Raw genomic sequence first — 24,023 nt, 5'->3', positions numbered from 1 at the left:
GACTTTGGCATGACCGCGATCGAGTTCGTGCTGCTGACCCCGGTGTTGTTCTTCATGATCTTCGCGACCGTGCAGTTCGGCCTGTACTTCTTCGCGGACCACGTGGCACAGGCCGCAGCCCAAGCGGGCGCCCGCAAGGCACGTGCCATGGCCGACGAACAGCCCGGCGCCTGGCGCGGCGAGGCACGGGACCAGGCGTCCAGCTACATCGCCCAGCTCGGCCCCCGGCTCGTGCTCGCCCCCGACGTCCGGGCGGTGGAGCCCAAGGCGAACACGGTGGGCGTGGAGATCACGGCCAAGGTGCCGACCGTCTTTCCCGGCCTGCGGCTGACGGTGCACGCGCGATCGCAGGGGCCGGTCGAGCGATTCGTACGTGAGGGAGCGAACTGATGGGCACGCAGCCGGCACACGGCGTGGCGGCCCGGACCGTCGTCGTACGCCACCGCATTCTCGACGCCGCAGGCCACCGGATCGCCGCCGCCGTGTCCCGCCGGACCAGGGCGGCACGGGACCGGGGGCTCTCCACCATCGAGGTGGTCGTCCTCGCCCCGGTGATGATCCTGTTCATCCTGGTCCTGGTGGCGTTCGGGCAACTCGTCGACGGGCGGGGCGCGGTGGACAGCGCGGCGCGGGACGCGGCGCGGGCCGGCTCCATCCAGAAGGACCACGGCGTGGCGCTGTCCGAGGCCCAGGCGGCGGCCGACGCCGATCTCGCGGACGTCTGCTCGGGGCCGGTGAGCGTGCGGCAGACCAGCGCGGGCTGGACCGACGCGGACTTCTTCACGGTCGAGGTCAGCTGCCGCGTCCGGGGCCTTTCCATGCTCGGACTCGACATCCCGAAGACTCTGACCGGTACGTCGACGTCCCCGCTCGACCCGTTCAAAAGGAAGACGGCATGAGCGGAGCGCGCGACACCGCCCGGGCCCGTGTTCCGTACGCCCGGTTCTCCTGCGCCCGGCTCCCGTACGCCTGGTTCCGGGCCCGGCGTGCCCGGCTCGACGACCGGGGCTCGGGCGCCGCCGCCGTCATCATCTTCGCGCTGCTCTTCCTCGGCCTGGCCGCGTTCGTCATCGACGGCGGCCTCTCCATCTCCAAGCGGGAGCGCGCCGCGGACATCGCCGAACAAGCGGCGCGCTACGCGGCGCAGGACATCGACAAGGAAGCGCTGTACGACGGCTCCGGCGCCGGAGCGCCCATCCGCTACGAGAACTGCGGCGCCCGCGTGAAGGCGTTCGCCCGGGCGTCCGGTCTCTCCGGCGCGGACATCGCGGCGTCCGGCTGCGTGGCCGGCAACGCCCAACAGGTCCAGGTGGAGATCCAGTTGACGTACAAGCCCGTGTTCACCGGGTTCTTCTACGGCGGTGAGGTCGTGGTGCACGGCCGGTCCGTGGCCAAGAACGAGGTGGGCTGAGATGGCTTGTTCCCCGCACTTCCCCCACCTTTCCCCTCGACGAAGGAGGTCCGGTTCCCCGATGCGCAGGCGTCACCACCAGGTCGCGGCGGGCGGCGTCACTCTGACGCTCCTGGGCGCGCTTGTGCTCACGGGGTGCGGTGGCGCCGGTTCGAAGGACGCGGCGCCGAAGGAGAGCGCGGGGGTGAGCGACGGGACGCCGTCGGCTTCCGCTCCGGCGGCGGCCGTGACGGATCGGCCGAAGGTCGTCATGCCCGCGGATGTGCGGCACGTGTACGAGGGCGGCCGGACCGGCGACCCGGTCAAGGACGCCGTCCTGGCGGACAACGCGCGCAACCTCGAAGCCATCGACACGGCGATCACCGGGGACCGGGCGTCCACCGAACCGGCCCTGCGGTTCTACAACAAGGACAAGGCGCTGCTCGCGGTGGCCGACTACATCAAGTCCTACTACGCGGAGAACCGGAGCTTCGTCGGGACGACCCGCTACTACCGGCGCGACGTCACGGTGAGCGCGGCAACGGCGACGCTGACCTACTGCGCCGACGCGACCCAGACCTATCCGAAGGACCGCAGGACCGGCACGGTGGACCGGTCCGTGCCCGGATCGGCGTCCGATTACACGTTCTTCACCGAGCGACTGCGGAAGAACGACAACGGTGTGTGGCAGTCCTTCGACGTGACCTCGGGACCTGGAGCTGACAAGTGCGCGTGACAGCTGCGGCCGTGACTGTTCTGGCGACGGCGGGTGCGATGGTGCTCGCCGGGTGCGGCGGGGGAGCGGGGGAAGCCAAGAAGGCGACCCCCTCGCACGACCGACCCTCCGCCCCGGCCGCGGCCACCCCGCCGGTGTCCGCGCCCGCGCCCGCCGACGCCACGAACCGGCCGAAGGTGACGCTGCCTGCGGGAGATGAGCTGATCTTCGAACCGGAACGGGTCGGGGACCCGGTGAAGGACGCGGTTCTCGCCGACAACGCGGCTTACCTGCGGGCGATCGAGGAGGCGATCGACCATCAGGACCCGGCGTCCAAGAGCGTCGCGTACTACTCGGTCGGCCAGAATCGGATCGGTGACGCCCAGTGGATCGCCGGGTTCGCCAAGGACGGCACCACGGTGACCGGCACGACGCGCCTCTTCGACCGTCAGGTCACGCTCGGCACGGACGGGACCGCCCGGCTCACGTACTGCGGTGACGAGACCAAGGGCTTCACCAAGGACCGCAGGACAGGCAGAGTCAACGTCACTCCGCCCGACAAGGACTCGTACGTCTCGTACGTGACCCAGTTGCGCGAGAACACCCGGGGCGTGTGGCAGACCACCCGGGTGACTTCGGTGCGCGGGGACGCGAAGTGTCAGCGGTGAGGCGGCGCTGGACCGCGGTGCATCCCATTTTTCTCACGGAGGTAGGACCCTTGATGCGTCACCACAAAACCACGACGGCCGCGGCTGCCCTGGCGGCGGGCGTGCTGTTGCTCACCGGGTGCGGTGGGGGCGGGACAAAGGGGGGCGACGCCAAGAAGATCGCGGGCGCGGACTCCGGGCCGTCCGCGTCGGCCACGCCTTCGACCTCCGCGTCGGCGGCCGCGGACGCCGCCGACCGGCCGAAGGTGACGTTGCCGGAGGGGGATTCGCTGATTTTCGAGCCGGAGGCGGTAGGCGACCCGACGACGGACGCGATCCTCAAGGACAACGCCGAGTACCTGCGGGCCATCGATGAAGCGATCGGGAAACAGGACCTCAAGTCCAAGAGCGTGGCCTTCTACGCCAAGGACGACGCCCTTATGGGCACGACGAAGTGGATCGGCGGCTTCATCACGGACAACACCACCGTGACCGGAACCGTCCGCTACTTCAACCGCAAGGTGACGATGAGCCAGGACGGATCGGCCTCTCTCATCTACTGCGCCGACGAGACCAAGGGCTTCACCAAGGACCGCAAGACGGGCAAGGTGGACGTCACCCCGCCCAGCAAGAACTCGTACGTCTACTACAGCGACCGCTGGCGCAAGAACGACAAGGGTGTCTGGCAGGTCACCACGAGCACTTCGGAACGGGGAAAGCAGTCATGCCAGCCGTAATGCGCGTGTCCCGGGGACTGGCCCTCGCGGTGGCCGTCACCTCCTTCCTCACCTTGCAGGCGGCGCCTCAGGCATGGGCCGATCGAGGCAACTCGTCGGGCCCCAGCAAGAGCACCGAAGCAAGCGCCGGAGCCCAGGGGGACAAGCTCGGCGCCCGGGTGAGCCAAGTGTCGTACACCGGTAACACCAAGAAGGCCGGCACGAAGGACATCGGTGAGCTGTCGTCGAGCGACGGGCACTGGACGCCGCCGGCGTGCTGGTACGAACCGACCTACTCGCCCAAGGACATCGAGAGCGATGTGAAGAAGCTCCGGACCCCGTCGGGCGTCCCCATCTTCGGCGATGCCATCGACATGGTTCGCGGCGTGTACGCCGACATGATGGACGCGCGTTTCAAGGACGGGGTGTACAAGAACTACAACCTCGACAAGCAGGGCAAGGGGATGTTCTGGGCGGCGGTCAAGAACCCCCAGCGCTTGGACGATCCCGAGGCCAGTTCGTGTGACAAGCCCCTGTTCTGGGTGGACAACGGGGCCACGCCCGATGAGCCGCTGGCGGTCAGCCCCGCGATCCTTGGCGCCGCCGCCGCCGACTCCGTGAGTCTCACGCCGACCGAGATATCCATGGCGCCGGACAAGACCTCCACGGTGAACCTCCCGACCTGGATCCGGTCCTCGAACGGAGGCTTCGAGGAGAAACGTGCGACGGCTTCCGTGGCCGGCCTCAGCGCGACCGCCGTGGCCAAGCCGGTCGCCCTGCACATCGATCCGGGCACCTCGGACGCCGTGCTCTTCCCGCCGTCCGGCAACTGCCCCATCAATGCCGACGGCACCATCGGCGAGAAGTTCACCCCCGGCGACGCCGAGCGGACTCCGCCGTGCGGGGTCACGTACCAACGCTCGGGAACATTCGCGCTCAAGGCCAGCGTGACCTGGAAGATCAGCTGGTCCAGCACGAACACGCCGAGCACGCCGCTGCCCGACAGCATTTTCACCACCCCGCCGCAGAACGTCACCGTCCAGGAGATCCAGTCCGTCAACCGCTAGCGCCGGCAGAGAAGCCGGGACGGACGCGGACCTCTCAGTCACCGACCCCGCTGCCGCTCCCTACGCCCTCCACCTCACCTTCAGGAACCCGCCCCATGGCACGCACCCCCTCCCGTACGACGGTCCCGGCGGACCGGACGCCGCAGCCGTCGCGACACCGTCGTACGCCCAGCGGCTTCGCCGAGACCTTCCGCCCCGGCCTCCGCCGTCCGGCCACCGCCGGCGCGGCTGCCCTGGTGGTGGCGGGTGTGCTTGTGCTCACGGGGTGTGGTGGGGGTTCGAAGGGGGCCGCCTCCGCGAAGAGCACGGGTGTCGCGAGCGGTGCGGCGTCCGCCTCCACTTTGTCCTCTACCGCGCCGTCGGCGTCCGCGGCGCCCGTCGCGGACGCGGCGAACCGGCCGAAGGTGGTGCTGCCCCCCGGCAACGTGCTGACCTTCGACCCGGAGAGGTCCGGGGACTCGGTGAAGGACGCGATCCTGACCGACAACGCGGAGTACTTGAAAGCCATCGTCGAAGCCATCGGCAAGCAGGAACCGACGAGCAGAAGCGTCGCGTACTACTCCGTGGATGCCGCGCTGATCGGTGACGCGCAGTGGATCAGCGGCTTCGTCAAGGACGACACCACGCTCACCGGCACCGTCCGTTACTTCGATCGGCAGGTCACCGTGAACGAGGACGGTACCGCTGAGCTCACCTACTGCGGTGACGAGACCCAGGGCTTCACCAAGGACCGCAAGACGGGCAAGGTCGATGTGACTCCACCGGACAAGGATTCGTACATCTCGTACGTGACCGGGCTGCGCAAGAGCGACAAGGGTGTGTGGCAGACCACCAGAGTCCGCTCGGTGCGCGGGGACGCGAAGTGTCAGCGGTGAGGCGGCACGGGACCGCGGTGCATCCCATTTTTCTCACGGAGGTAGGACCCTTGATGCGTCACCACAAAACCACGACGGCCGCGGCTGCCCTGGCGATGGCGAGTGTGCTTGTGCTCGCCGGGTGTGGTGGGGGTTCGAAGGGGGATGACGGCAAGAAGATCGCGGGGGCCGGCGCCGGGCGGTCCGGCTCGGCCACGCCCTCGGCCGTACCGTCGGCCTCCGCGTCGGCGGCCGCGGATGACGCCAACCGGCCGAAGGTGACATTGCCGGCGGATGAGATTCTGACCTTCGACCCGGAAAAGACCGGCGATCCCGTCAAGGACGCGGTCCTCAGGGACAACGCGGAGTATGTACGCGCTGTAGACGAGGCGATCGCCGAACAGGACGCCAAGGCGCCGAAGGTCGCTTTCTACGCCAAGGACGACGCGTTGGTGGGCGCCATGCAGTGGATCGCGGCGGTCGCCGGGCATGGCCTCTCCATCACCGGGACGATCCGCTACTTCGACCGGCAGGTCTCCGTCCGGCAGGACGGCGCGGCGACGCTCACGTACTGCGGTGATGAGACCAAGGGGTTCACCAAGGACCGTAAGACCGGCAAGATCGACGTCACTCCGCCCGACAGCGATTCGTACATCTCCTACGCTTTGGTGCTGCGCGAGAACGAAAAGGGCGTATGGCAGACCACCAAACTCTCTTCGGTGCGGGGGGACAAGAAGTGCCGGCGGTGAGGAACTGGAAGACTTCGCAGTCGTCGTCGCTCCCGGGGCGGCGGCCGTCCTGCGGGGCAATCAGCTGGTCGGCCACGACGGGGGACGGCGGCGGGCTGCCCGACAGTGTTTGTACCGCCCCGCCCCAGAACGTCACCGTCCAGGAAATCCAGTCCATCAACCGCTAGTCGATTCAGGGGAGTTGGGGGTCATCGAGCCCCCGGCCCCGTTGCCGGACCGGCCCGCTGGGCCCGTACTCACTCTCAGGAACCCACCCCATGGCACGCACCCCCTCCCGCCCCGCGGGTCCGGCGAACCGGACGCCGCAGCCGTTGCCGCGTCGGCGTACGCCCGGTGACTTCGCCAAGGCGTTCCTCGCCTTCGTCGCGCTGCTCGGGCTCGTGGTGGGTGTGCCCGCGGCGCTCGTGGCGAGCGTGGGGTGGCCGCTGCCGCACCGGATGCCCTCGCTCGACATGGTGCGGCAGCAGATCTCCGTGAACGTGTTCGTGAAGATCCTCACGCTGGTCGTGTGGCTGGCCTGGGCGCAGTTCGCCGCGTGCGTGCTCGTGGAGGTCAAGGCCGCCGTGTCCGGGGTCGGGCTGCCCTCGCGGGTGCCGGGCGCGGGCCCCAGCCAGCTGCTCGCGCGTCAGCTGATCGCCGCGGTGCTGCTCATCACGGCCACCGCCGCCAGCTTCACGCCGGGGCTCGGGCACGGCCAGCAGATCGAGCACACCAGCAGGCCGACCGTCGCAGCGGCCCAGCAACTGCCGGGACAGCACCAGGCGGCCACCGTCGCCGAGGCGATGCAGAAGCAGGCGGCGGCGCAGGCGCACCACGCGGCCGAGACGCGGGAGGGGGCGGCGGCCGAAGGAGCCACCAAGTTCTACCGGATCCAGCCGCCCGAGGGACGCCACCACGACTCGCTGTGGGAGGTCGCCGAGCGCCACCTCGGGGACGGGCGGCGCTACCACGAGATCTACCAGCTCAACAAGGACCGGGTGCAGCCCGACGGCACCAAACTGTCCGAGGCCAGCCTCATCCGGCCGGGCTGGATCATGGAGATGCCGGCCGACGCCCACGGCGGCGACCTGGTCGAGATGCCGGTCCAGGCGCCCAAGGCCTCGCCCCAACTCCAGCGGCAGATAGCCGAGTACGCGAAGTCCGGCGGCCACGCGCAGCCCGCGGGCCAGGCAGTCGGGGCGCGGCCGGCCGAGACGCCCGCAACCCCGGGCGCCGTACCGGAACAGCAGGCCCCGGCCGCCGCGGCCCCCGCACCCGCCCCGGCGGCGGAACAGGCCCAGGAGGACACCACCGCGTCCTCGACCGACAGCGGGTTCGGGCTCGCCGACGCGCTCATCGGGGCGCCGCTGCTCGCCGCGGGCGTGCTAGGAGCGCTCGGCCGGCGCCGCCGCATGGCGCTGTGGCAGTCCGCGATGACGGCCGTAGCGGGACGGCGCGGCATGGAGCCCCCCGTGCCCACCGGCGCCGACGCCGATGTCCACGACGCCCTGCTGATCGGCGCCGACCCCGAGGCCGTACGCTTCCTCGACCTGGCGCTTCGCGGCCTCGCCGCGTCCCTCGACGAGGCCGGCCGTGCGCTGCCCGTGGTGTACGCGGCCTGGTTCACGGCCACCGAGCTGCACCTCCAGCTGGCCCAGCCGTCCGGCGAGCCGCCCGCCCCCTGGCAAGAGGGCCGCGACGCCACCGTGTGGCGCCTTGAGCGCACCGCGGCCTCCGGCTATCAGGACATGACGCCCGAGACCGCGGCGGCGCCCTACCCCGGCCTGGTCAGCCTCGGCACGCTCGACGGCGCCCGGCTCCTCCTCAACCTGGAGGCCGCCCCCGGCCCGGTCTCGCTCAGCGGCCCGGCCGGTGCGCGCGCCGCGGTGCTCTCGTCGGTCGCGGCCGAACTCGCCACCAGCGGCTGGTCCGACCGCATGACCGTCACCGTCGTCGGGTTCGGCCGCGAACTGGGTGCCCTCGCCCCGACCCGGCTGCGCCACCTCGAATCCGTCGCGGTGCTCATCGAAGACCTCGGCGCGGAGATCCAGCAGCGCCGTGCCGCCCTCGACGCGGCCGGTCACGACTCGGTCCTCACCGGGCGCACAGGACCGGCCCAGCACACCCGCTGGGCCCCGCACCTGGTGATGATCGCCGAGACCCCGACCCGGGCCGAGGCGGCCGCGCTCGCCGAACTGACCGCGGGCGCCGGGCGTCTTGGCATCGGCTGCCTGGTCGGCGTCGACGCGGCGGCGCCGGAGCTGGGCGCCGCCTGGGACCTGGAGGTCACCGGGGATGGCCGGCTGACCGCGCCCCTGCTCGGCCTCGAACTCACCGCGCAACTGCTCCCCGCCGAGGTGCACGACGCGGTCGTACGCCTCTTCGCCACCGCCGACACCATGCCCGGCCCGGACGGCGACGACCCGGCCCCCGCCACCCACGCCTTCCTCGTGGACATCACCGAGCGGGGCCGCCCCGCCGTCTACGCCCGCCTGGTCGGAACGTACGAGATCATCGGGCTCGACGCGCCGGACGACGAGCGGAGCGCCCTGCTGCACGAGGCGCTTGCCCTGCTGCTCCTGCACCGCGAGGGCGTGCACCCGCTCGTCCTCGCCTCCGCCATGTGGCCGCGCGGGGTGACCGACGAGGTGCGCGACGCCCTGCTCGGGCGGCTGCGCGACTGGCTCGGCACCGACGAGGACGGCTCGCCCCGGCTGCGTACCGACGCCCGGGGCCGGCTCACCCTGGCCCCCTCCGTCGTCTCCGACCTCGACGTGCTGCGCTCCTTGCACTACGAGGCGACCGAGGGGCGGGGCGCCCGGCGCGCCTCGGTGCGCGAACGGCTGCTCACCGACGCGCTCGGCCTGGTGCGCGGCCCGCTGCTGGCCGACCGGGCCGAGGGCCGTTACGGCTGGCTCGGCCACGAGATCATCGACACCCAACTCCCGCTCCTGGTGGCCGATGTGGCGCTCGCGCTCTGTGCGCACCACCGCGAACAGGAGCGGCCGGGCAAGGCCATCGGTGTGCTGCGCACCGCGCTCGCCAGCTCCCCGTCGGACGAGCGGCTGTGGAACGAGCTCCTGCGGGCCACGCACGAGAGCGGCGACCAGGACGGCCTGCGCGCGCTGGTCGGTGAGCTCACCGCGCGCAGCGGCCCGCGCGGCCTGCCCCCGCGCACCGTCGCCCTCCTCGACGAACTCCTTCCGGCCTGGCGCGGTGACGCCGGGCCCGTCGCGGCGTCGGCGGGCTGACGGGCACTGTGGTCCCGTGAACGCGACGCTGACCATCATGGCCGCCGGGTGGGGCGCCGGCGCGGGATACCTGCTGCCGCGCGCCCTGCACCGGCTCTCCGTCGAACCCGGCGAGCCCTGGCGCGCGGCCTGCCCGGCCGGGCATCCGATCGCCGGGTGGCTCGGCCCCGCGCGCTGCCGTGACTGCCAGGCGGACACCGCAAGCGGCCGGGTCCTGTACGCCGTCTCCGGGACCGCGCTCGTGTGCGCCGCGCTCGCCGCCGCCACCGGGCCGCGCCCCGAACTGGCGGTCTGGCTGCTGCTCGCGCCGTTCGCGGTACTGCTGGCCCTGGTCGATCTGGCCGTACGCAGACTGCCCGACCCGCTCACCCTGCCGCTGGCCGCCGCCGGCGCCCTGCTGCTTGGGCTCGCCGCGCTGCTGCCCGGGCACGCGGGTTCCTGGGGGGCCGCCCTGCTCGGCGGGCTCGCGCTCGGCGCCGGGTACTTCGTGCTGTTCCTCATCAATCCGGCGGGCCTCGGTTTCGGTGACGTGAAGCTCGCGCTCGGGCTCGGCGTGGCGCTCGGGTGGTACGGCTGGCCGTGTCTGTTCGCCGGAGCGCTGCTCGGTCTCGTCCTCGGCGCGGTGTACGGGATGGGGCTCGTCGTGTTCCGAAGGGCCGGACGCAAGACCGCGTTCCCGCTCGGCCCGTTCCTCATCGCCGGAGCCTTCGGCGGCCTGCTGCTGGGCGGCCTCACCGCATAAGGCCAGGCCACGCGATGGCCCCCGCACACCCGCCCCCACCCCCTGGCGTACGCTGGATCGGTCTGCCCGTACCCCCCAGAAAGGGACACCCCGGTGACTGAGAAGGCCGATCTCCAGTCCGTTCTCGACCGTGCCGCCGCGGGTGGGCGGATCACCCCCGAGGAAGCGCTCGACCTCTACCGCTCCGCGCCGCTGCACGCGCTCGGTGCCGCCGCCGACGCGGTGCGCAGGCGGCGTTACGCCGGCATGGAGCACATCGCGACGTACATCATCGAGCGGAACATCAACTACACCAACGTCTGTGTGACGGCGTGCAAGTTCTGCGCGTTCTACGCCGCTCCCAAGGACACCGCCAAGGGCTGGACCCGTGACCTCGACGACATCCTGCGCCGCTGCGCGGAGACCGTGGAGCTCGGCGGCACCCAGATCATGTTCCAGGGCGGGCACCACCCCGACTACGGCGTCGAGTACTACGAAGAGCACTTCTCGGCGATCAAGAAGGCCTACCCGCAGCTGGTCATCCACTCCCTCGGCGCCTCCGAGGTCGAGCACATGGCCCGCATCTCGAAGGTGAGCGTGGAGGAGGCCATCAGCCGCATCCACGCCGCCGGGCTCGACTCCTTTGCCGGGGCCGGCGCCGAGATCCTGCCGGAGCGGCCGCGCAAGGCGATCGCGCCGCTCAAGGAGTCAGGCGAGCGGTGGCTGGAGATCATGGAGACCGCGCACGGCCTGGGCGTCGAGTCGACGTCCACCATGCTCATGGGCACCGGCGAGACCAACGCCGAGCGCATCGAGCACCTGCGCATGATCCGCGACGTGCAGGACCGTACGGGCGGGTTCCGCGCGTTCATCCCGTACACCTACCAGCCCGAGAACAACCACCTCAAGGGCCGCACCCAGGCGACCATCTTCGAGTACCTGCGCATGATCGCCATCGCGCGGATCTTCCTCGACAACGTCGCCCACATCCAGGGTTCCTGGCTGACCACCGGCAAGGAGGCCGGGCAGCTCACCCTGCACTATGGAGCGGACGACCTCGGCTCGATCATGCTGGAGGAGAACGTCGTCTCCTCCGCCGGCGCCAAGCACCGCTCGAACCTCGGCGAGATGATCGACATGATCCGCACGGCCGACCGGGTGCCCGCCCAGCGCTCCACCACCTACGAGCACCTTGTGGTGCACGACGACCCGGCCAACGACCCGGTCGACGCGCGCGTCCAGTCCCACATCTCCTCCACCGCGATCGCCGGCGGCACCGCCCACCCCGAGCTCAAGCTCCTCTCCGCCAACTGAGGCCGTGGTCCTGAGGTGTTGACGCTGCACGCCGCCGAACTGCTGCTGCCCGGGGACCGCGAGCCGGTTCCCGGCGGCGCGGTCCTCGTCGACGGCGGCCGGATCGCGGCCATCGGGCGGTACGAGGACGTGGCGGCGGCCCATCCCGCCGCGCGCGTCCGCCGCTGGCCGGGGATGCTCACGCCGGGCCTGGTCAACCGGCACGGCACGGCCCTGTTCGAGCACACCTACTTCCCGGACGACCCCTTCGAGGTGGACGAACTCGGGAGCGAACCGCTCACCGGGGCCGCGCTCGCCGCGCTCGCGCCGGGCGAGTCCCGCCGGGGCAACAGCGCCCGCCGCTGCACCCAGAAGCTGCTCGCGCGCGGCGTGGTGGCGGTGACGGCCTCGCTGACCACCCCGTCGGTGCGAAGTGCCGTACGCCGGGCGGGACTTGAGGTCCTGCCGGGCGCCTCTGACGGCGCGGGGCCGGCCACCCTGGACCCGTTCGCCGACACCCCGCCGGCCGCCGCCTTCCGGGCCCCACTCGCGGTGGGCGGCCCGGCCCGGTTCGCGGTCTTCGCGGCGCCGGACGAGGAGGCCCTGCGCGCGCGAGGAGCCGGCACCTGCGTGGCCACCGTCATCGGCGGCCGGCTGCTGCACCGGCGCGCCTAGGGGGTGTCTGCTTCCGAGCCCCGGTTCTGAGCGGCCCGATCGCGTTCCAAGTAGCCCGGTCGCGGGACGTTCATCGCGGCCGGAGGCGGCTCAGGAAACGGCCGCGTTTGTGGGCGCGCTCCAGCCGGTGACTCGGATCCACTCGACCAGGTCCAGGGTGGCCAGCTCGATCGCGCGCACCACCGCGAAATCCGAAGGGTATCTGCCCGCGTTCGCGAACTCGCGGAACATCACCTTGTCGAGGTCGTTGGGAAGCACGCTCAACGGGAGGACCTCGTACCGTGCCGGGAGCCCGGCGCGCGCGCCGAACGCCGCGGCGATCTGGGGGCCCGTCAGCTCGTCGCCGACGAGCTCGACGGCTCCGCCGGGCGCCTGCGCGGTGCCGAGCAGGAGCGCGGCGGCGACCCGGCCGATGTCCCTGACCGAGATCATCTTCAGGGCGACGTCCTCCGGCAGCGGCATCCTCAGCACGATCTCCCCGTGCTCCAGGCTCGGTGCCAACACGCTCGCGAAGTTCTCCATGAAGGCGGTCGCGCGAACCATCGAGGCCCTGAGGCCGGACTTTTTCAGGCGCTCCTCGATCCAGTGCTTCGAGTCGTGGTGCGGCACACCCGACTCCCGGTCCGCTCCGAAGACCGAGTTGAACACGACGTGCGGGACGCCCGCCTCGACGGCCGCGTCGACGAGCGCGGTGCCGACGCGGATCTCCGCCTCGACCTCTTCGAGGCTGTTCGCCTCCGGGGTCATGAAGGAGAACCCCTCGACCCCCGACAGCGCGGCGGCCAGCGACGCCGGGTCCTCGGCCCGGATGGCCGCCAGCTCGACGCCGCGGGCGGCCAGCGCCTGAGCCCGGTCGGACCGCGGGTCGCGGACCAGGGCCCGCACCCGCGCCTTGTGGTCCAGCAGCGCGTCGACCACCGCCCCGCCCTGTTGCCCCGTCGCGCCGAAGACCGCGATCGTGCCGGTCGTCTGTGTGCTCATCGCTTCCACCCCTAAGTAGTTCATGCCATGAACGAAATTAGTTCATGACGTGAACGTCGTCAAGGTGCGGGTGGGGCGGGATCACCTCACGGTGCGATGGGTGGGCTCGGGGTGGGCGAAGAGAGGTCCGAGGTGTCCACGATGGCGGTGGCCACGCGCTCGAAGTCGCGCTGGTCGTCGGCGTCGAGGTTCCCCGCGATCTCGGGCAGGCGCTTGGCGACCTCGGCGTAGATGGCCTCGCCGAGCACCTTCCCCGCGGGCGTCGCACTGAGCATGACGACCCGGCGGTCCTGCGCCGAGCTTGTCCGGCCGACCAACTCGCGCCGCGCGGTGCGATCGACCAGCTGGCTCAACGCGTTCTTGGTCATACCCAACGACGCGGCGAGGTCAGCCATCCGCCGCGGCTCGTTCCTGACCGCGCAGAGCAGCGTGGCCTGCGAGGGGGTCAGGTCGAACTCGGCGCAGATCTGTGCGTACTTGCGTTGAATCACGACCGAGAGCCAGAAGAGCTTGTCGCCATAGTCCACGCCGGTCTCCCCGGTCCGAAGTCGAACGATCAGCCTACTCGTCGCGGGCCGGCAGGCCACGCAACGCCCGGGCTCAGGCCTGGGACAGCGCCTTCGCGAAGGCGCCCGGTTCCTGGTCGACGCCGCTGCAACTGGGCTGCGCCACCGAGGTGTTGACGCCGCCGGCGCACTTCTGGTCGCGGTACGTCACCCACATGGACACCCGCCCCACGCCCTTGTCCCGGGCGAACTTCCGCACCTTCGCCGCGTCCGCGAGCGTGAACGTCTCGCCCTTGACGTCGTTGACGCCGATCATCGGTGTCACCCCGAGCCCCTGCCAGGCCGCCCGGTCGGAGAGCTGGAGCGCCTGCTTGAGCTGGCTCTGCGCGGCCGTCGCCGCCCGTACCGCGTAGTCGCCCATGTTCCCGCCGAACGACGTGCCGTAGTTCATCGTCATGGCGTTGACCGCAGAGACCGTCACGCCGTGCTCCTTGGCCGACGTGAGCAGCGCCAGCGCCTGGGGCGTGAACCCCGTCGGCATCGCCGCCAGCGTGAACGTCACCTTCAGGGTGCGCCGCTTCTGGAGCAGGGCTATCGCCTCGGCGCGCCGGGACAGGGCGGCCGCGTCGGTCAGCGCGGCGCCCTCGATGTCGAAGTCGGCCTCGGTGGCGCCGGCCGCGTCCAGCGCGGAGCCGTAGGCGGCGGCCAGCTGGTCCGGGGTGCGGCAGGTGAGCGCGAGCTCCTTGCCGGCCTGCCCGCCGAACGACACCCGCACCGAGGCGCCCCCCTTCTTGAGCGCGGCCACCCGGTCCTTGACGTCGCTGTCCACGATCGCGGTGTCGTCGTCCCACACCGCGCGGCAGGTGTTGCCGTGGGCGATCACGAAGGCCAGGTTGTAGACGGCGGGGGAGCCGACGGCGTCGGTCGGCGCGGCGGTGGTGGCGCTGACATAGGGGGAGTACGTGGTGGACAGCGGGCCGGTCGCGGCGGGGGCGGCCGGGGTGTGGGTCGGCGCCTTCGGGGCGTCGGAGTCCGCGCCGCACCCCGCGCACATCAGCGCGGCCAGGACACCGGCCCCCGCGACCGGCACTCTCAGGAAGCTCCGCATGTCGTGTGCACCCGCTCTCATGTATGTGCGCCCCCGTGGCACCGAAACCCGTGGCACCGAAAGGAGAATGTACGTGGCCGGTCCCTGCCGGTGAGGGCCGGGCGGCCGGAGCTTGGGGGCGCCCTGCTTGAATGGGCCCCGTGACCCGCGCATCCCTGGACAAGCAGCCGCACGAAGTCGCCTCGATGTTCGACGACGTCGCGGCACACTACGACCTCACCAACGACGTGCTCTCCCTCGGCCAGGCCCGGCTGTGGCGCAAGGCGGTCGCCAAGGCGGTCGACGCGCGCCCCGCGCAGAAGGTGCTCGACCTCGCGGCCGGCACGGCCACCTCCTCGCTGCCCTTCGCGGCGGCCGGGGCGTACACCGTGCCCTGCGACTTCTCGCTCGGCATGCTCAAGGTCGGCAAGGGGCGCCAGCCGCACCTGCCGTTCACGGCGGGCGACGCGACGAAGCTGCCCTTCCGTGACGACACCTTCGACGCCGTGACGATCTCCTTCGGGCTGCGCAACGTGCAGGACACCGACGCCGCGCTGCGCGAGATGTACCGGGTCACCAAGCCGGGCGGGCGGGTCGTGATCTGCGAGTTCTCGCAGCCGACCTGGAAGCCGCTGCGGACGGTGTACACGGAGTACCTGATGCGCGCGCTGCCGCCCGTCGCGACGGCGGTGTCCTCCAACCCGGAGGCGTACGTCTACCTCGCGGAGTCCATCCGGGCCTGGCCCGCCCAGGACGCGCTCGCGGCGCGGCTCCAGGGGGCGGGCTGGTCCAAGGTGGCGTGGCGGAACCTGACGGGCGGGATCGTGGCGCTGCACCGGGGCTTCAAGGCGTAGCCCGGCCGGGCGTGACCGGGCCGGGCCCGGGTCAGGCACCCGGCTCCCGCCCGCCCGGCCGGGCCCGGGTCAGGCACCCAGCTCCAGCCGGAAGCAGAGCGCGTCCACCCCCAGCTTCGCCGACGGGTACGTCGTGGACAGCGTCATCCCCAGGCGCTCGGTCACCGCCACCGAACGTACGTTCCCGGGATGCACCATCGCCACCACGCGCGGCACGCCGGCGGCGCGGACGCGGGCCAGGGTCGCCCGGGCCGCCGCCGTCGCGTAACCCCGGCCCCAGTGGGTGCGGGCGAGGCGCCAGCCGATCTCGATCTCGCCGACCGGGCCCCAGTCGTCGAGCGGCCAGGGCTGCGCGCCGGTGAAGCCGATGACCGTGTCGTCCTCGTCCAGGAGCGTCCACAGGCAGAATCCGCGCTCGGCGTCGTGCTTGCGCTGGCGGGCGGTCAGTTCCTCGTACACGGAGACCTCGGCCGGGCGTCCGCCGTGGAACTCCATCACGTCCGGGTCGTCGAACACGCGGTGCCAGACGTACGCGTCCTCCTCGGTGGGCACGCGCAGCCGTACGACGGGAAGGGGCTTCTCGGGGGCGCCGGACCGGGCGGGCTCGGCGGACTCGGCTGACTCGGCGGACACAGTGCTCATGGCGGGGGCAACCCTTCGCGATGTCGATCAACGGCCACCCATAGACTGCATGGGTCCTGTGCTTCTCGGCACGCAAATTCGAGTCTTCGGGAGATCCCGCTGTGACCGAGCCGCTCTCCGAACACACCGCCGACGTGATCGTCGTCGGCGCCGGCCCGGCCGGTTCGACGACCGCGTACTACCTGGCCAAGGCCGGACTCGATGTGCTGCTCCTGGAGAAGACCGCCTTCCCGCGCGAGAAGGTGTGCGGCGACGGTCTGACCCCGCGCGCCACCAAGCAGCTCGTCTCGATGGGGATCGACATCTCCGAAGAGGCCGGCTGGCTGCGCAACAAGGGCCTGCGGATCATCGGCGGAGGCGTCCGGCTCCAGCTCGACTGGCCGGATCTCGCCTCGTACCCGGACTACGGACTCGTCCGCAAGCGTGACGACTTCGACGAGCAGCTGGCGCGCCAGGCGCAGAAGGCGGGCGCCCGCCTTTACGAGCGCTGCAACGTCGGCGCTCCCGTCCTGGACGAGCGCACCGGCCGGATCATCGGCGTCAACGCCAAGCTCGGCGAGGAGAAGACCCCGGTCACCTTCCACGCCCCGCTGGTGGTGGCGGCCGACGGCAACTCCACGCGGCTCTCGCTCGCGATGGGTCTGCACCGGCGCGAGGACCGCCCGATGGGCGTGGCCGTACGGACGTACTTCACCTCGCCCCGGCACGACGACGACTACCTGGAGTCCTGGCTCGAGCTCTGGGACCGGCGCGGCCCGCAGGACCGGCTGCTCCCCGGCTACGGCTGGATCTTCGGCATGGGCGACGGCACGTCCAACGTCGGCCTCGGCATCCTCAACTCCTCCTCCGCCTTCCGCGAGCTGGACTGGCGCGAGATCCTGAAGGCGTGGTGCGCGTCCATGCCGGCGGACTGGGGCTACACCCCGGAGAACATGACGGGCCCGATCCGCGGCGCGGCCCTGCCGATGGCCTTCAACCGCCAACCGCACTACACCAAGGGCCTGTTGCTGGTCGGCGACGCGGGCGGCCTGGTCAACCCGTTCAACGGCGAGGGCATCGCGTACGCCATGGAGTCGGGCCAGATCGCGGCGGACGTCATCGTCCAGGCCCACGCCCGCGCGACCCCCGCCCAGCGCGAACTGGCCCTGCACGCCTACCCGAAGATCCTCAAGGACACGTACGGCGGTTACTACACGCTGGGCCGCGCCTTCGTGAAGCTCATCGGCAACCCGAAGGTCATGAAGATCGCCACCCAGCGCGGCCTGACCCACCCGCTCCTGATGAAGTTCACCCTAAAAATGCTGGCCAACCTGACGGACCCGACGGGCGGGGACGCGATGGACCGCATCATCAACGGCTTGTCGAAGGTCGCACCGAAGGCGTGACCACCTGACGCTGCCGTCCGTGTGCCTACGGTGCAACTGCCCTTGCGCCGTAGGCATCCGCGTGTGCGGAGGCGGTTCCATGACCCGTCCGCCAGGTGCTCAACCAGCGGGATTGTTGAGGGTGCTGCGCAACGAAACGCTGCCCTTGTACGGGCCGTCCGCCGTTGCCACTGCTGTTGCATGGCCCCTCGAACTGGTGTGGATGCCGAAGAAGGCGGCGGGTTAGTAACCGACTTCATGGTCGGCTCGATTGTGCCGCCTCTTGAAGAGGGGGCTCGGCTCCCGCCGTCAGGGTGAACAGGGTCAGGGCGTGACGGGCGCTTCGGCCGCGCGTCCAGTCGTCCCATCGTTCCGTCAACGCGTCTTCCGGCGACGGCAGTTGGGGCGCCGAGAGGAGCCGGGTCACGGCATCGCGCACGGCGGTGTCGGCGGCAGGGTACACGGAGAAGTCGCCGGTGTAGTCGGCCGCCGCCCGGCAGGCGGTCGCCCCGGGGAGGCCGGCCGCGTGCAGGGCGAGCACGAGCCGGTACGGAGTGGGGGCGAAGGCCCGCCATTGCTCGGCGCGTCGGATGTGGGCGACGGCGACGCGCCGCACTACCGCCCGTTCGGCATCCTGGAGCACGGCGGCGGTGACGGCGTCCTACAGGGACGGGTTCGTGAGGCGCAGGATGGTCCCGAGGGGGACGAGTTCCGCGACGAGGGCGGCGATGTCGGGGTGGTGGGGCAGGCCGATGGCCGAGGTGTACGAGGTCGCCGGAGGGTCGGCATCGGTGCTCCTCAGCGGCCGGAGCGCGAGTCCCGACCCGTCCCACTGGGCGAGCCAGGGGACGCCGCGATGCTCGACGAGCCGTACGGCCTGCCGCCGGTGCGGGTCCTCTCGCCACCCCGGGTGATCAGTGGCCAGGGCGAGAGTCAAGCCTCCAACTCCCCTCTGTGTGCGGCAAGCTGCCTTGCGACCAGGGCATGGAGCGCTTGCCGCATGCGAAGGCTCGCGCAGGGGCGGTGCAGCAGCGCCTCGAACCAAAAGCCGGGGGTTCGGCCGACGCCTGCGGAGAGCGAGCGGGTAAGCGGTGTGGCTCCAGGGCGGCCTGATGGACGGACATGGTGCGGTGTCCTCCCGCATGAGGGCATGACTGTCCCCGCCTCGTTCGAGGGATGGGGTCTGGGGCTGCCGTTTGCGGCCCAACACCGCTTCGGCGCAGGGCGTTGTGCGGCCCGCGAGTCGGAGTCCGACAGCACTGTGAAGGGCTGGGCGACGCGGAGCGACCGTAGCGCTGTTGCGACCGTGGGTGCAACGGTGTGCCGTCCCAAAATTGCACCGTTCTATGCCAAACGCCCCTCAGCTGCACGGATGAGGGGCGCCGCATGAAGCATTCACTAGATCAGGTGGTCGAACTCTCCGGCCTTGACTCCCAGTACGAAGGCGCGGAGCTTGTGGACGCTCGTCGTCACGACCACGTCCGGGTCGTCGCTCTCGCGGATTTTGATCATTCCGTCGGCGGGGGCAAGTTCCACGCAGCTCTGATTGTTGTCGGCTCCCGAGAAGGAAGACTTCTGCCACTTGATTCCGTCGGTCATGCCGATTGACTCACACTTCCTGTGCGATGCGTTGAATGTATTTGCATGACTCCTCCACTCCGAGTGAGATCGACTCGACGGAGGAGAGTAGTTCCCGGTACGTCGTGAGCTGAGTTTCGGCGTCCAGGAATCCCCCGTCGAAGGCGCTGTCGATCTGGACAGTGTCGAGCGCCGGTACCTGGGCCACCGCGTACTGCATCGAGTGCACAGAGCCCGTGATCTGGGCATCGAAGGGGATGACCCGAAGCGTCGTCGATGGCCACTGCGAGGCCTCGGTCAGGAAATCGAGCTGTTCCCGCATCGTGCTGCCGTCGCAATACCTCATGCGTAGCGCGGCTTCGTGGACGAACGCTTCGAACGGTGTCGGGTTGGGGCGGTCGAAAATCGCGCGCCGTCGCATACGGTGCTCCACGCGAAGGTTGAGCTCGCCGGCCGGGAGGGCGGCCACGCTGCTCTGAATGAGCCCGCGAGCATACGCAGGCGTCTGGAGCACCCCCGGAACGTGCAGCATGTAAATCCCGCGGAGTCTCGTTGCGTAGAACTCCAACTCGGCCACATCAAGGTTGCCGGGGGTCAGCGCTCCTCGGTACTCCTCCCACCAGCCCTTGCCACGCTCGTCGGCCATCTTGGCGAGCTCGTCGACGAGGTACTTGTCCGTGGACGAGTAGTGCACGGCCAGGCGCCGCACCCGCTCGCTGCTCACGCCGTAGCGGCCTGACTCGATGTGGCTGATCTGGGCGCGCTCGCCGCCCAGGAAGGCTGCGGCTTCGGAACCGGACATGCCGGCCCGCTCCCGCATCTTGCGCAGCTCCGTACCCAACCGCTTCTGCCTCGCGGTCGGGTAACTCCGTGGCGGCATGAGCCCTCCCTCTTCTGCCGGTACGAGTGTGCCGCCCGACCCTGTCACGCGTCCATCCTTCCGGGTGCGACGGGCGTACCACCGTTGCGCCGTAACAATGTTGTGCCCTACCTTCCACAAGGCACCGCGACGCACCCCTCTGAGCACGAAGTGCAGTCACCCGCAGCCCAGTGAGGCGTGGGCGGCACATGCCACGCGGGGTGACGCGACGTGACTACACCTCCGTTGGGAGAAGGCGGCATGACGATCGCAACCACCGCACCACCCGGACACCCCATCGCCTCGACCAGGACACACCGGCTGACCACCGCGAACCGCGCCACCGCGGCGGCCGAGCTGCGCGCGGTCGTGGCCGCGCTGGTCCGGGTCGCCGGGCACGCACCACTGGTCGACTCCGCGAGGCTCTGCACGAGCGAGCTCGTGACGAACGTCCACCGGCACACCGGCGCCGGGCTCGTGCACGTCGAGGTGGTGCTCGGCGAGGACGAGGTGACGGTCCGCGTCCACGACGACCAGCCCCGCCCGCTGCCCGGCCCGCCCGGAGCCGGTTCCGCGTTCCGGGAGTGCGGGCGCGGCCTGGCGCTCGTCGAGGAACTGACGGACGCGTGGGGCGCGACCTACTACGGCGGGCCCCGGCCGACATCCGAGGCCGTGTGGTTCCGCATGGTCAGGGGCGGGCGGGGGGGCGTCGTGAGCGCGTACGGCACGGCGCTCGCGGCGCCGCCTTCCGCGCTGGCGAACCACGTGGACCGGCGCGCCGCGCCGTCAGCGCACCACCTCGAACACGTTCTTCTGGAGCCCGTTCCCGTACGCCTCGTGTTCCACGAGACACAGCCGCTGCGTGTCCTTGTCCGCCGTGCTGAACAGGCGCTTGCCCGCGCCGAGCAGGAGGGGGAAGACCAGCAGGTGGTAGCGGTCGATCAGGTCCGCGTCCGAGAGGGCGCGGTTCAGGGTGGCGCTGCCGTGCACGATGATCGGGCCGCCCTCGGTCCGCTTCAGGGCGGCGACCTCGTCCAGGGAGCGCAGGATCGTGGTCTCGCCCCAGTCCGGCACCAGGGCGTCCTCGGTGAGGGTGGTCGAGACGACGTACTTGGGCATCACCTTGTAGCCGGCGAAGTCCTCCATACCGGGCCACACCGGGCTGAACGCCTCGTAACTCACGCGGCCGAGGAGCATCGCGGTGGCCTCGTCCTGTTCCCGGCCCTTGATCTCGAACGCCTCGGGCAGGAAGGCGACCTCCTTGAAGGTCCAGCCGGCGTTGCGGTATCCGGACTCGCCGCCCGGGGCCTCCACGACCCCGTCGAGCGAGATGAAGGCGGTGCTGATCAAGGTGCGCATCGAAAGTCCTCGGGTCCGTGGCGGAATACGTACGGTGCGCGCGGCCGCCAGGGCCGCCGGTACGCGCTCACGCGCATTCTGACCCCGGGTCACACCCGAACTCATCGACCGCCGCGCCCCGCGCCCCGCCCCGTTCAGCAGCGCCGCTCCACCTCGTCCGTCCAGCGGACGGGGATCTCTCCGGCGAACCGGGACAGACCGGTGCGCAGTTCGTCCGGGGAGAGGCCGCCGTTCTGGCGGCGCGCGACATATTCGTGGCGCCTGCCGTCGTGCAGCGTCACCCACACCGCGCGGTGGTGCTCGTAGCCCCCGGCCGTCCCCTCGTCGCCGAGCTCCCAGATCGCGACCGTGCCCACCTCGATCTCGCGCACCTGCGACCAGGCCGCGTCGAACCGGGTGGCGAGGTGTATGCCCCGCGCGTCCGCGCGGATGACCGGGCGCAGCGTCCCGTACACGCACGCGAGGACCAGGAACGCGCCGGCGCCGAGGACGAACAGCGCGAAGCCCCAGCCGAAGGCGAGTTTTGACCAGTCGACAGGACCCTGCCAGGGGCGGATGCCGGTGAGCATCCACAGGCCGAGCGCCAGGAACACGGTGCCGATGGTGGCGAACATGCCGAGCCCGTCGGCGTAGACCTCATAGGGACGCGGATCCGCGCCCCGCACCTGCTCGTCCATTCCCCCACCCCCTGGAGGAATGCTGCCCGGAAACGGGCAGAGTTCAACACAATCCGGGCACGCCGAAGGGCCGTTGCTCCCGAGCGGGGGAGCGACGGCCCTTGCGGAAGGTGCGCGTGCGGCTCAGAAGGCCGCTGGACGCCTCAGAGAACGCGGACGGCGCCCGAGGGGGAGTCCCAGTCCAGGCTGCGCTCGACGACGCCGGTGGAGGGGTTCTGCGCGCCGACGAACTGGCCGCCGCCCACGTAGATCGCCACGTGGTACGCGGAGCCCTTGCCGCCCCAGTACAGGATGTCGCCCGGCTGGAGGTTGGACAGCGAGACATCGGTGCCGGTGGCCGACTGGTCCTGCGAGACGCGCGGCAGGTCGACGCCGACCTGGCGGTAGGCGGCCTGCACGAGACCGGAGCAGTCGTACGCGCTGGAGCCGGTGGCGCCGGAGACGTACGCCTTGCCGACCTGGGCCAGCGCGAAGTTGACGATGGCGGCGGCCGAACCGGTGGCGGTGGAGGACTTCACCGAGGTCGTGCCGGTGGAGGTGGCCGCGACCGACTTCAGCGTGGTGCGCTCGGCGGAGCGGGAGGCGCGCTCGGCGGCGTCGGCCTTCGCCTTGGCCTCGGCGTCCGCCTTGGCCTTGGCTTCGGCGGCCTTCTTCTCGGCGTCGTCCTTGGCCTGCTTGGCGTCCTTGGCGGCGGAGGACGCGGCGGCGTCCTGGGCGGCCTGGAGCTGGAGGTCGGCGGCGATCGCCTTGGTGGCCTGGGCGGAGGCGGCCGCGGTGGTCGCGAGGTCGCCCGTCAGCGTCGGCATCTCGATGGTCTCGGTGACCGGCTGGGCGGCGATGGCGGGGGCGGCCGCGCCGGCCAGCGCGATGGTGCTGAGTACGCCACCGGCAACTCCGGCCCGGAGCGAGACCTTCGAGGCGCTGCGGCGGGGCTTCCGGTGGCTGGGTATGTGAGCGGTGTGGGACATGGGAATAACCGCTATCAGGGGTTCGGGGTTCCCTTCAAGAAACGTGTGCTGCGCCACAGTTGGCTCCGGAGGCTGTGAATCCGCTTCACGCCGGGGCTTATTGACGCCGTAACGGACAATCCCGGCAGCGGCAAACAGGCCTGTGATCTTGCGTTTTCCATGAAACGCCCGAATTGCCCGGCGCTTACCATCCCCTCACGTCGATGGCCAAGCCCCGTTGATTTCCGGCGCGTTGGTGTGTGACACAGGTCACAGCATGAAGAGATCGGGTCGGGTGGGGAGAGCCGGTGCGTCTCGTGAACGCGCGCACGCGTCCACTGCCGGGGGCCGAAGTCCCCCGCGCGAGTGAGCGCCGGGCGCTTATCACTGATGGCGCTTGCCCCGCCAATTTGCCTGTAGCGCACATGTCTTGATAATGCCAGACCGTCGATGACCAGCGGTAACACCTCGGGATGTCACGTCTCGTGATCACTCAGGCGCTTCGCGTATGAAGATCACCGCTCATCCGACTTAATGATCCTTCGTCAGGTGGTGGAGATCACAAAGGCGTTGACGTACCCCGTGTCGCAGATCACAGACCGCCGGGCATAAGATGCGGGGCAGTCGGGCTTGTGAACTGCCTCACATGTGGGCGATCTTCGCGCCGTGCGAAGGAGCGACGAGGCGGTTCGCGGGGCCCGCTGTGCGGTCCAACGGTCAAGGACGACTGGAAGGAGCGAGGAGCGTGAATGCCTACGCGCCCATCCTCGTGCTCGGCGCCCTCGGGGCAGGGTTTGCGATCTTTTCCGTGGTCATGGCCACGCTTATCGGCCCAAAAAGGTACAACCGGGCGAAACTTGAGGCGTACGAGTGCGGCATCGAACCCACTCCCACGCCGGCCGGCGGCGGTCGCTTCCCGATCAAGTACTACCTGACGGCGATGCTCTTCATCGTCTTCGACATCGAGATCGTCTTCCTCTACCCCTGGGCGGTCACCTTCGACGCCCTGGGGCTTTTCGGGCTCGTGGAGATGCTGCTCTTCGTGCTCACCGTCTTCGTCGCCTACGCGTATGTGTGGCGGCGCGGCGGCCTGGAATGGGACTGAGGGGCTG

Annotated in this window: 27 protein-coding genes and 1 pseudogene; 17 read left to right on the top strand and 11 right to left on the bottom strand. The window is 70.6% G+C overall.

Annotated elements, in window-relative coordinates:
• Positions 1-9: 9 nt before the first annotated feature.
• From ACFYM2_RS18755 to ACFYM2_RS18695, 13 genes are all read left to right on the top strand, one after another.
• Positions 10-390, top strand: a complete 381-nt coding sequence (locus ACFYM2_RS18755) for a TadE family protein (RefSeq protein ID WP_388458606.1) — start codon at positions 10-12, stop codon at positions 388-390.
• Entirely contained in the window at positions 387-899 is a 513-nt protein-coding gene (locus tag ACFYM2_RS18750; protein ID WP_388837472.1) for a TadE/TadG family type IV pilus assembly protein, read from the top strand. Before ACFYM2_RS18755 ends, ACFYM2_RS18750 begins: the two co-directional genes overlap by 4 nt.
• A complete protein-coding gene (locus ACFYM2_RS18745) occupies positions 896-1,411 on the top strand; it encodes a pilus assembly protein TadG-related protein (RefSeq protein ID WP_388837335.1) in 516 nt (171 codons plus the stop codon). Before ACFYM2_RS18750 ends, ACFYM2_RS18745 begins: the two co-directional genes overlap by 4 nt.
• Positions 1,412-1,472: 61 nt before the next feature.
• Complete coding sequence (locus ACFYM2_RS18740) at positions 1,473-2,126, top strand: hypothetical protein (RefSeq protein ID WP_388837332.1); 654 nt, start codon at positions 1,473-1,475, stop codon at positions 2,124-2,126.
• Between the two features lie 11 nt (positions 2,127-2,137).
• Positions 2,138-2,773 (top strand): hypothetical protein, encoded by a 636-nt coding sequence (locus ACFYM2_RS18735; protein WP_358998415.1) that lies wholly within the window; start codon positions 2,138-2,140, stop codon positions 2,771-2,773.
• 53 nt (positions 2,774-2,826) lie between these two features.
• Positions 2,827-3,489, top strand: coding sequence for a hypothetical protein (locus tag ACFYM2_RS18730; protein ID WP_358998417.1), 663 nt, complete (start codon positions 2,827-2,829; stop codon positions 3,487-3,489).
• A complete protein-coding gene (locus ACFYM2_RS18725; RefSeq protein WP_388837329.1) occupies positions 3,477-4,535 on the top strand; it encodes a hypothetical protein in 1,059 nt (352 codons plus the stop codon). Before ACFYM2_RS18730 ends, ACFYM2_RS18725 begins: the two co-directional genes overlap by 13 nt.
• A 95-nt stretch (positions 4,536-4,630) precedes the next feature.
• Positions 4,631-5,410, top strand: coding sequence for a hypothetical protein (locus tag ACFYM2_RS18720; RefSeq protein WP_388837326.1), 780 nt, complete (start codon positions 4,631-4,633; stop codon positions 5,408-5,410).
• Between the two features lie 53 nt (positions 5,411-5,463).
• The gene (locus ACFYM2_RS18715; RefSeq protein WP_388837323.1) at positions 5,464-6,138 is read left to right on the top strand and encodes a hypothetical protein; all 675 of its coding nucleotides are present in this window, start codon (positions 5,464-5,466) and stop codon (positions 6,136-6,138) included.
• Between the two features lie 257 nt (positions 6,139-6,395).
• Positions 6,396-9,368 (top strand): BTAD domain-containing putative transcriptional regulator, encoded by a 2,973-nt coding sequence (locus tag ACFYM2_RS18710; RefSeq protein ID WP_388837320.1) that lies wholly within the window; start codon positions 6,396-6,398, stop codon positions 9,366-9,368.
• Positions 9,369-9,405: 37 nt separating this feature from the next.
• Entirely contained in the window at positions 9,406-10,110 is a 705-nt protein-coding gene (locus tag ACFYM2_RS18705; protein WP_388837469.1) for a prepilin peptidase, read from the top strand.
• Between the two features lie 93 nt (positions 10,111-10,203).
• Positions 10,204-11,403, top strand: coding sequence for a cyclic dehypoxanthinyl futalosine synthase (gene mqnC / locus ACFYM2_RS18700; RefSeq protein WP_388837317.1), 1,200 nt, complete (start codon positions 10,204-10,206; stop codon positions 11,401-11,403).
• Positions 11,404-11,418: 15 nt separating this feature from the next.
• Positions 11,419-12,057: a hypothetical protein gene (locus ACFYM2_RS18695; protein ID WP_388837314.1), complete on the top strand. Its 639-nt coding sequence runs from the start codon at positions 11,419-11,421 to the stop codon at positions 12,055-12,057.
• Positions 12,058-12,147: 90 nt separating this feature from the next.
• On the opposite strand, the gene ACFYM2_RS18690 is transcribed toward ACFYM2_RS18695, so the two are convergent.
• The 3 genes from ACFYM2_RS18690 to ACFYM2_RS18680 form a co-directional block, all read right to left on the bottom strand.
• A complete protein-coding gene (locus tag ACFYM2_RS18690; protein WP_388837311.1) occupies positions 12,148-13,038 on the bottom strand; it encodes an NmrA/HSCARG family protein in 891 nt (296 codons plus the stop codon).
• An 86-nt stretch (positions 13,039-13,124) separates the two neighbouring features.
• Entirely contained in the window at positions 13,125-13,565 is a 441-nt protein-coding gene (locus ACFYM2_RS18685; RefSeq protein ID WP_388458625.1) for a MarR family winged helix-turn-helix transcriptional regulator, read from the bottom strand.
• Positions 13,566-13,638: 73 nt separating this feature from the next.
• A complete protein-coding gene (locus ACFYM2_RS18680; RefSeq protein ID WP_388837308.1) occupies positions 13,639-14,652 on the bottom strand; it encodes a chitinase in 1,014 nt (337 codons plus the stop codon).
• Between the two features lie 140 nt (positions 14,653-14,792).
• On the opposite strand from ACFYM2_RS18680, the gene ACFYM2_RS18675 reads away from it, so the two are divergent.
• Positions 14,793-15,485 carry a demethylmenaquinone methyltransferase gene (locus ACFYM2_RS18675; protein WP_388837305.1) on the top strand — a complete coding sequence of 231 codons (693 nt, stop codon included), beginning with the start codon at positions 14,793-14,795 and terminating at the stop codon, positions 15,483-15,485.
• Between the two features lie 69 nt (positions 15,486-15,554).
• Here the strand turns inward: ACFYM2_RS18675 and ACFYM2_RS18670 are convergent, their stop codons facing one another.
• Complete coding sequence (locus tag ACFYM2_RS18670) at positions 15,555-16,127, bottom strand: GNAT family N-acetyltransferase (protein WP_388837302.1); 573 nt, start codon at positions 16,125-16,127, stop codon at positions 15,555-15,557.
• 101 nt (positions 16,128-16,228) lie between these two features.
• Between ACFYM2_RS18670 and ACFYM2_RS18665 the strand changes: the two genes are divergently transcribed.
• Complete coding sequence (locus ACFYM2_RS18665) at positions 16,229-17,512, top strand: geranylgeranyl reductase family protein (protein WP_358998456.1); 1,284 nt, start codon at positions 16,229-16,231, stop codon at positions 17,510-17,512.
• A gap of 235 nt (positions 17,513-17,747) precedes the next feature.
• Here the strand turns inward: ACFYM2_RS18665 and ACFYM2_RS18660 are convergent, their stop codons facing one another.
• The 4 genes from ACFYM2_RS18660 to ACFYM2_RS18645 all read right to left on the bottom strand — a co-directional run bounded on the left by ACFYM2_RS18660 (position 17,748) and on the right by ACFYM2_RS18645 (position 19,949).
• The gene (locus ACFYM2_RS18660) at positions 17,748-18,134 is read right to left on the bottom strand and encodes a hypothetical protein (RefSeq protein ID WP_388837299.1); all 387 of its coding nucleotides are present in this window, start codon (positions 18,132-18,134) and stop codon (positions 17,748-17,750) included.
• Positions 18,135-18,152: 18 nt separating this feature from the next.
• Positions 18,153-18,428: a hypothetical protein gene (locus ACFYM2_RS18655; RefSeq protein WP_388837296.1), complete on the bottom strand. Its 276-nt coding sequence runs from the start codon at positions 18,426-18,428 to the stop codon at positions 18,153-18,155.
• A gap of 461 nt (positions 18,429-18,889) precedes the next feature.
• Positions 18,890-19,090, bottom strand: a complete 201-nt coding sequence (locus ACFYM2_RS18650) for a DUF397 domain-containing protein (RefSeq protein WP_358998462.1) — start codon at positions 19,088-19,090, stop codon at positions 18,890-18,892.
• Positions 19,091-19,100: 10 nt separating this feature from the next.
• The gene (locus ACFYM2_RS18645) at positions 19,101-19,949 is read right to left on the bottom strand and encodes a helix-turn-helix transcriptional regulator (protein WP_358998465.1); all 849 of its coding nucleotides are present in this window, start codon (positions 19,947-19,949) and stop codon (positions 19,101-19,103) included.
• 240 nt (positions 19,950-20,189) lie between these two features.
• Between ACFYM2_RS18645 and ACFYM2_RS18640 the strand changes: the two are divergent.
• Positions 20,190-20,546, top strand: a pseudogene (locus ACFYM2_RS18640) (ATP-binding protein); the annotation flags it as partial.
• 168 nt (positions 20,547-20,714) lie between these two features.
• Here ACFYM2_RS18640 and ACFYM2_RS18635 read toward each other — a convergent pair.
• The 3 genes from ACFYM2_RS18635 to ACFYM2_RS18625 form a co-directional block, all read right to left on the bottom strand.
• Entirely contained in the window at positions 20,715-21,287 is a 573-nt protein-coding gene (locus ACFYM2_RS18635) for a dihydrofolate reductase family protein (protein WP_388837291.1), read from the bottom strand.
• A gap of 134 nt (positions 21,288-21,421) precedes the next feature.
• A complete protein-coding gene (locus ACFYM2_RS18630; protein WP_358998474.1) occupies positions 21,422-21,964 on the bottom strand; it encodes a hypothetical protein in 543 nt (180 codons plus the stop codon).
• Between the two features lie 143 nt (positions 21,965-22,107).
• Positions 22,108-22,932, bottom strand: a complete 825-nt coding sequence (locus ACFYM2_RS18625; RefSeq protein ID WP_388458637.1) for a C40 family peptidase — start codon at positions 22,930-22,932, stop codon at positions 22,108-22,110.
• A 724-nt stretch (positions 22,933-23,656) separates the two neighbouring features.
• Here ACFYM2_RS18625 and ACFYM2_RS18620 point away from each other — a divergent pair.
• A complete protein-coding gene (locus ACFYM2_RS18620) occupies positions 23,657-24,016 on the top strand; it encodes an NADH-quinone oxidoreductase subunit A (protein ID WP_030494815.1) in 360 nt (119 codons plus the stop codon).
• Positions 24,017-24,023: the final 7 nt, after the last annotated feature.

The sequence above is a fragment of the Streptomyces sp. NPDC006711 genome (assembly GCF_042869775.1).
Taxonomy (GTDB): Bacteria; Actinomycetota; Actinomycetes; order Streptomycetales; family Streptomycetaceae; genus Streptomyces.
This window is presented reverse-complemented; position numbering and strand designations above follow the sequence as displayed.

What these genes read in the sequence shown, in the direction of transcription:
- ACFYM2_RS18755 (WP_388458606.1), top strand. Translation starts at nt 10, where the DNA reads ATGACCGCGATCGAGTTCGTGCTGCTGACCCCGGTGTTGTTCTTCATG.
- ACFYM2_RS18745 (WP_388837335.1), top strand. Translation starts at nt 896, where the DNA reads ATGAGCGGAGCGCGCGACACCGCCCGGGCCCGTGTTCCGTACGCCCGG.
- ACFYM2_RS18740 (WP_388837332.1), top strand. Translation starts at nt 1,473, where the DNA reads ATGCGCAGGCGTCACCACCAGGTCGCGGCGGGCGGCGTCACTCTGACG.
- ACFYM2_RS18730 (WP_358998417.1), top strand. Translation starts at nt 2,827, where the DNA reads ATGCGTCACCACAAAACCACGACGGCCGCGGCTGCCCTGGCGGCGGGC.
- ACFYM2_RS18725 (WP_388837329.1), top strand. Translation starts at nt 3,477, where the DNA reads ATGCCAGCCGTAATGCGCGTGTCCCGGGGACTGGCCCTCGCGGTGGCC.
- ACFYM2_RS18720 (WP_388837326.1), top strand. Translation starts at nt 4,631, where the DNA reads ATGGCACGCACCCCCTCCCGTACGACGGTCCCGGCGGACCGGACGCCG.
- ACFYM2_RS18715 (WP_388837323.1), top strand. Translation starts at nt 5,464, where the DNA reads ATGCGTCACCACAAAACCACGACGGCCGCGGCTGCCCTGGCGATGGCG.
- ACFYM2_RS18710 (WP_388837320.1), top strand. Translation starts at nt 6,396, where the DNA reads ATGGCACGCACCCCCTCCCGCCCCGCGGGTCCGGCGAACCGGACGCCG.
- ACFYM2_RS18705 (WP_388837469.1), top strand. Translation starts at nt 9,406, where the DNA reads ATGGCCGCCGGGTGGGGCGCCGGCGCGGGATACCTGCTGCCGCGCGCC.
- ACFYM2_RS18690 (WP_388837311.1), bottom strand. Translation starts at nt 13,038, where the DNA reads ATGAGCACACAGACGACCGGCACGATCGCGGTCTTCGGCGCGACGGGG.
- ACFYM2_RS18680 (WP_388837308.1), bottom strand. Translation starts at nt 14,652, where the DNA reads ATGCGGAGCTTCCTGAGAGTGCCGGTCGCGGGGGCCGGTGTCCTGGCC.
- ACFYM2_RS18670 (WP_388837302.1), bottom strand. Translation starts at nt 16,127, where the DNA reads ATGAGCACTGTGTCCGCCGAGTCAGCCGAGTCCGCCGAGCCCGCCCGG.
- ACFYM2_RS18650 (WP_358998462.1), bottom strand. Translation starts at nt 19,090, where the DNA reads ATGACCGACGGAATCAAGTGGCAGAAGTCTTCCTTCTCGGGAGCCGAC.
- ACFYM2_RS18645 (WP_358998465.1), bottom strand. Translation starts at nt 19,949, where the DNA reads ATGCCGCCACGGAGTTACCCGACCGCGAGGCAGAAGCGGTTGGGTACG.
- ACFYM2_RS18635 (WP_388837291.1), bottom strand. Translation starts at nt 21,287, where the DNA reads ATGCGCACCTTGATCAGCACCGCCTTCATCTCGCTCGACGGGGTCGTG.
- ACFYM2_RS18630 (WP_358998474.1), bottom strand. Translation starts at nt 21,964, where the DNA reads ATGGACGAGCAGGTGCGGGGCGCGGATCCGCGTCCCTATGAGGTCTAC.
- ACFYM2_RS18625 (WP_388458637.1), bottom strand. Translation starts at nt 22,932, where the DNA reads ATGTCCCACACCGCTCACATACCCAGCCACCGGAAGCCCCGCCGCAGC.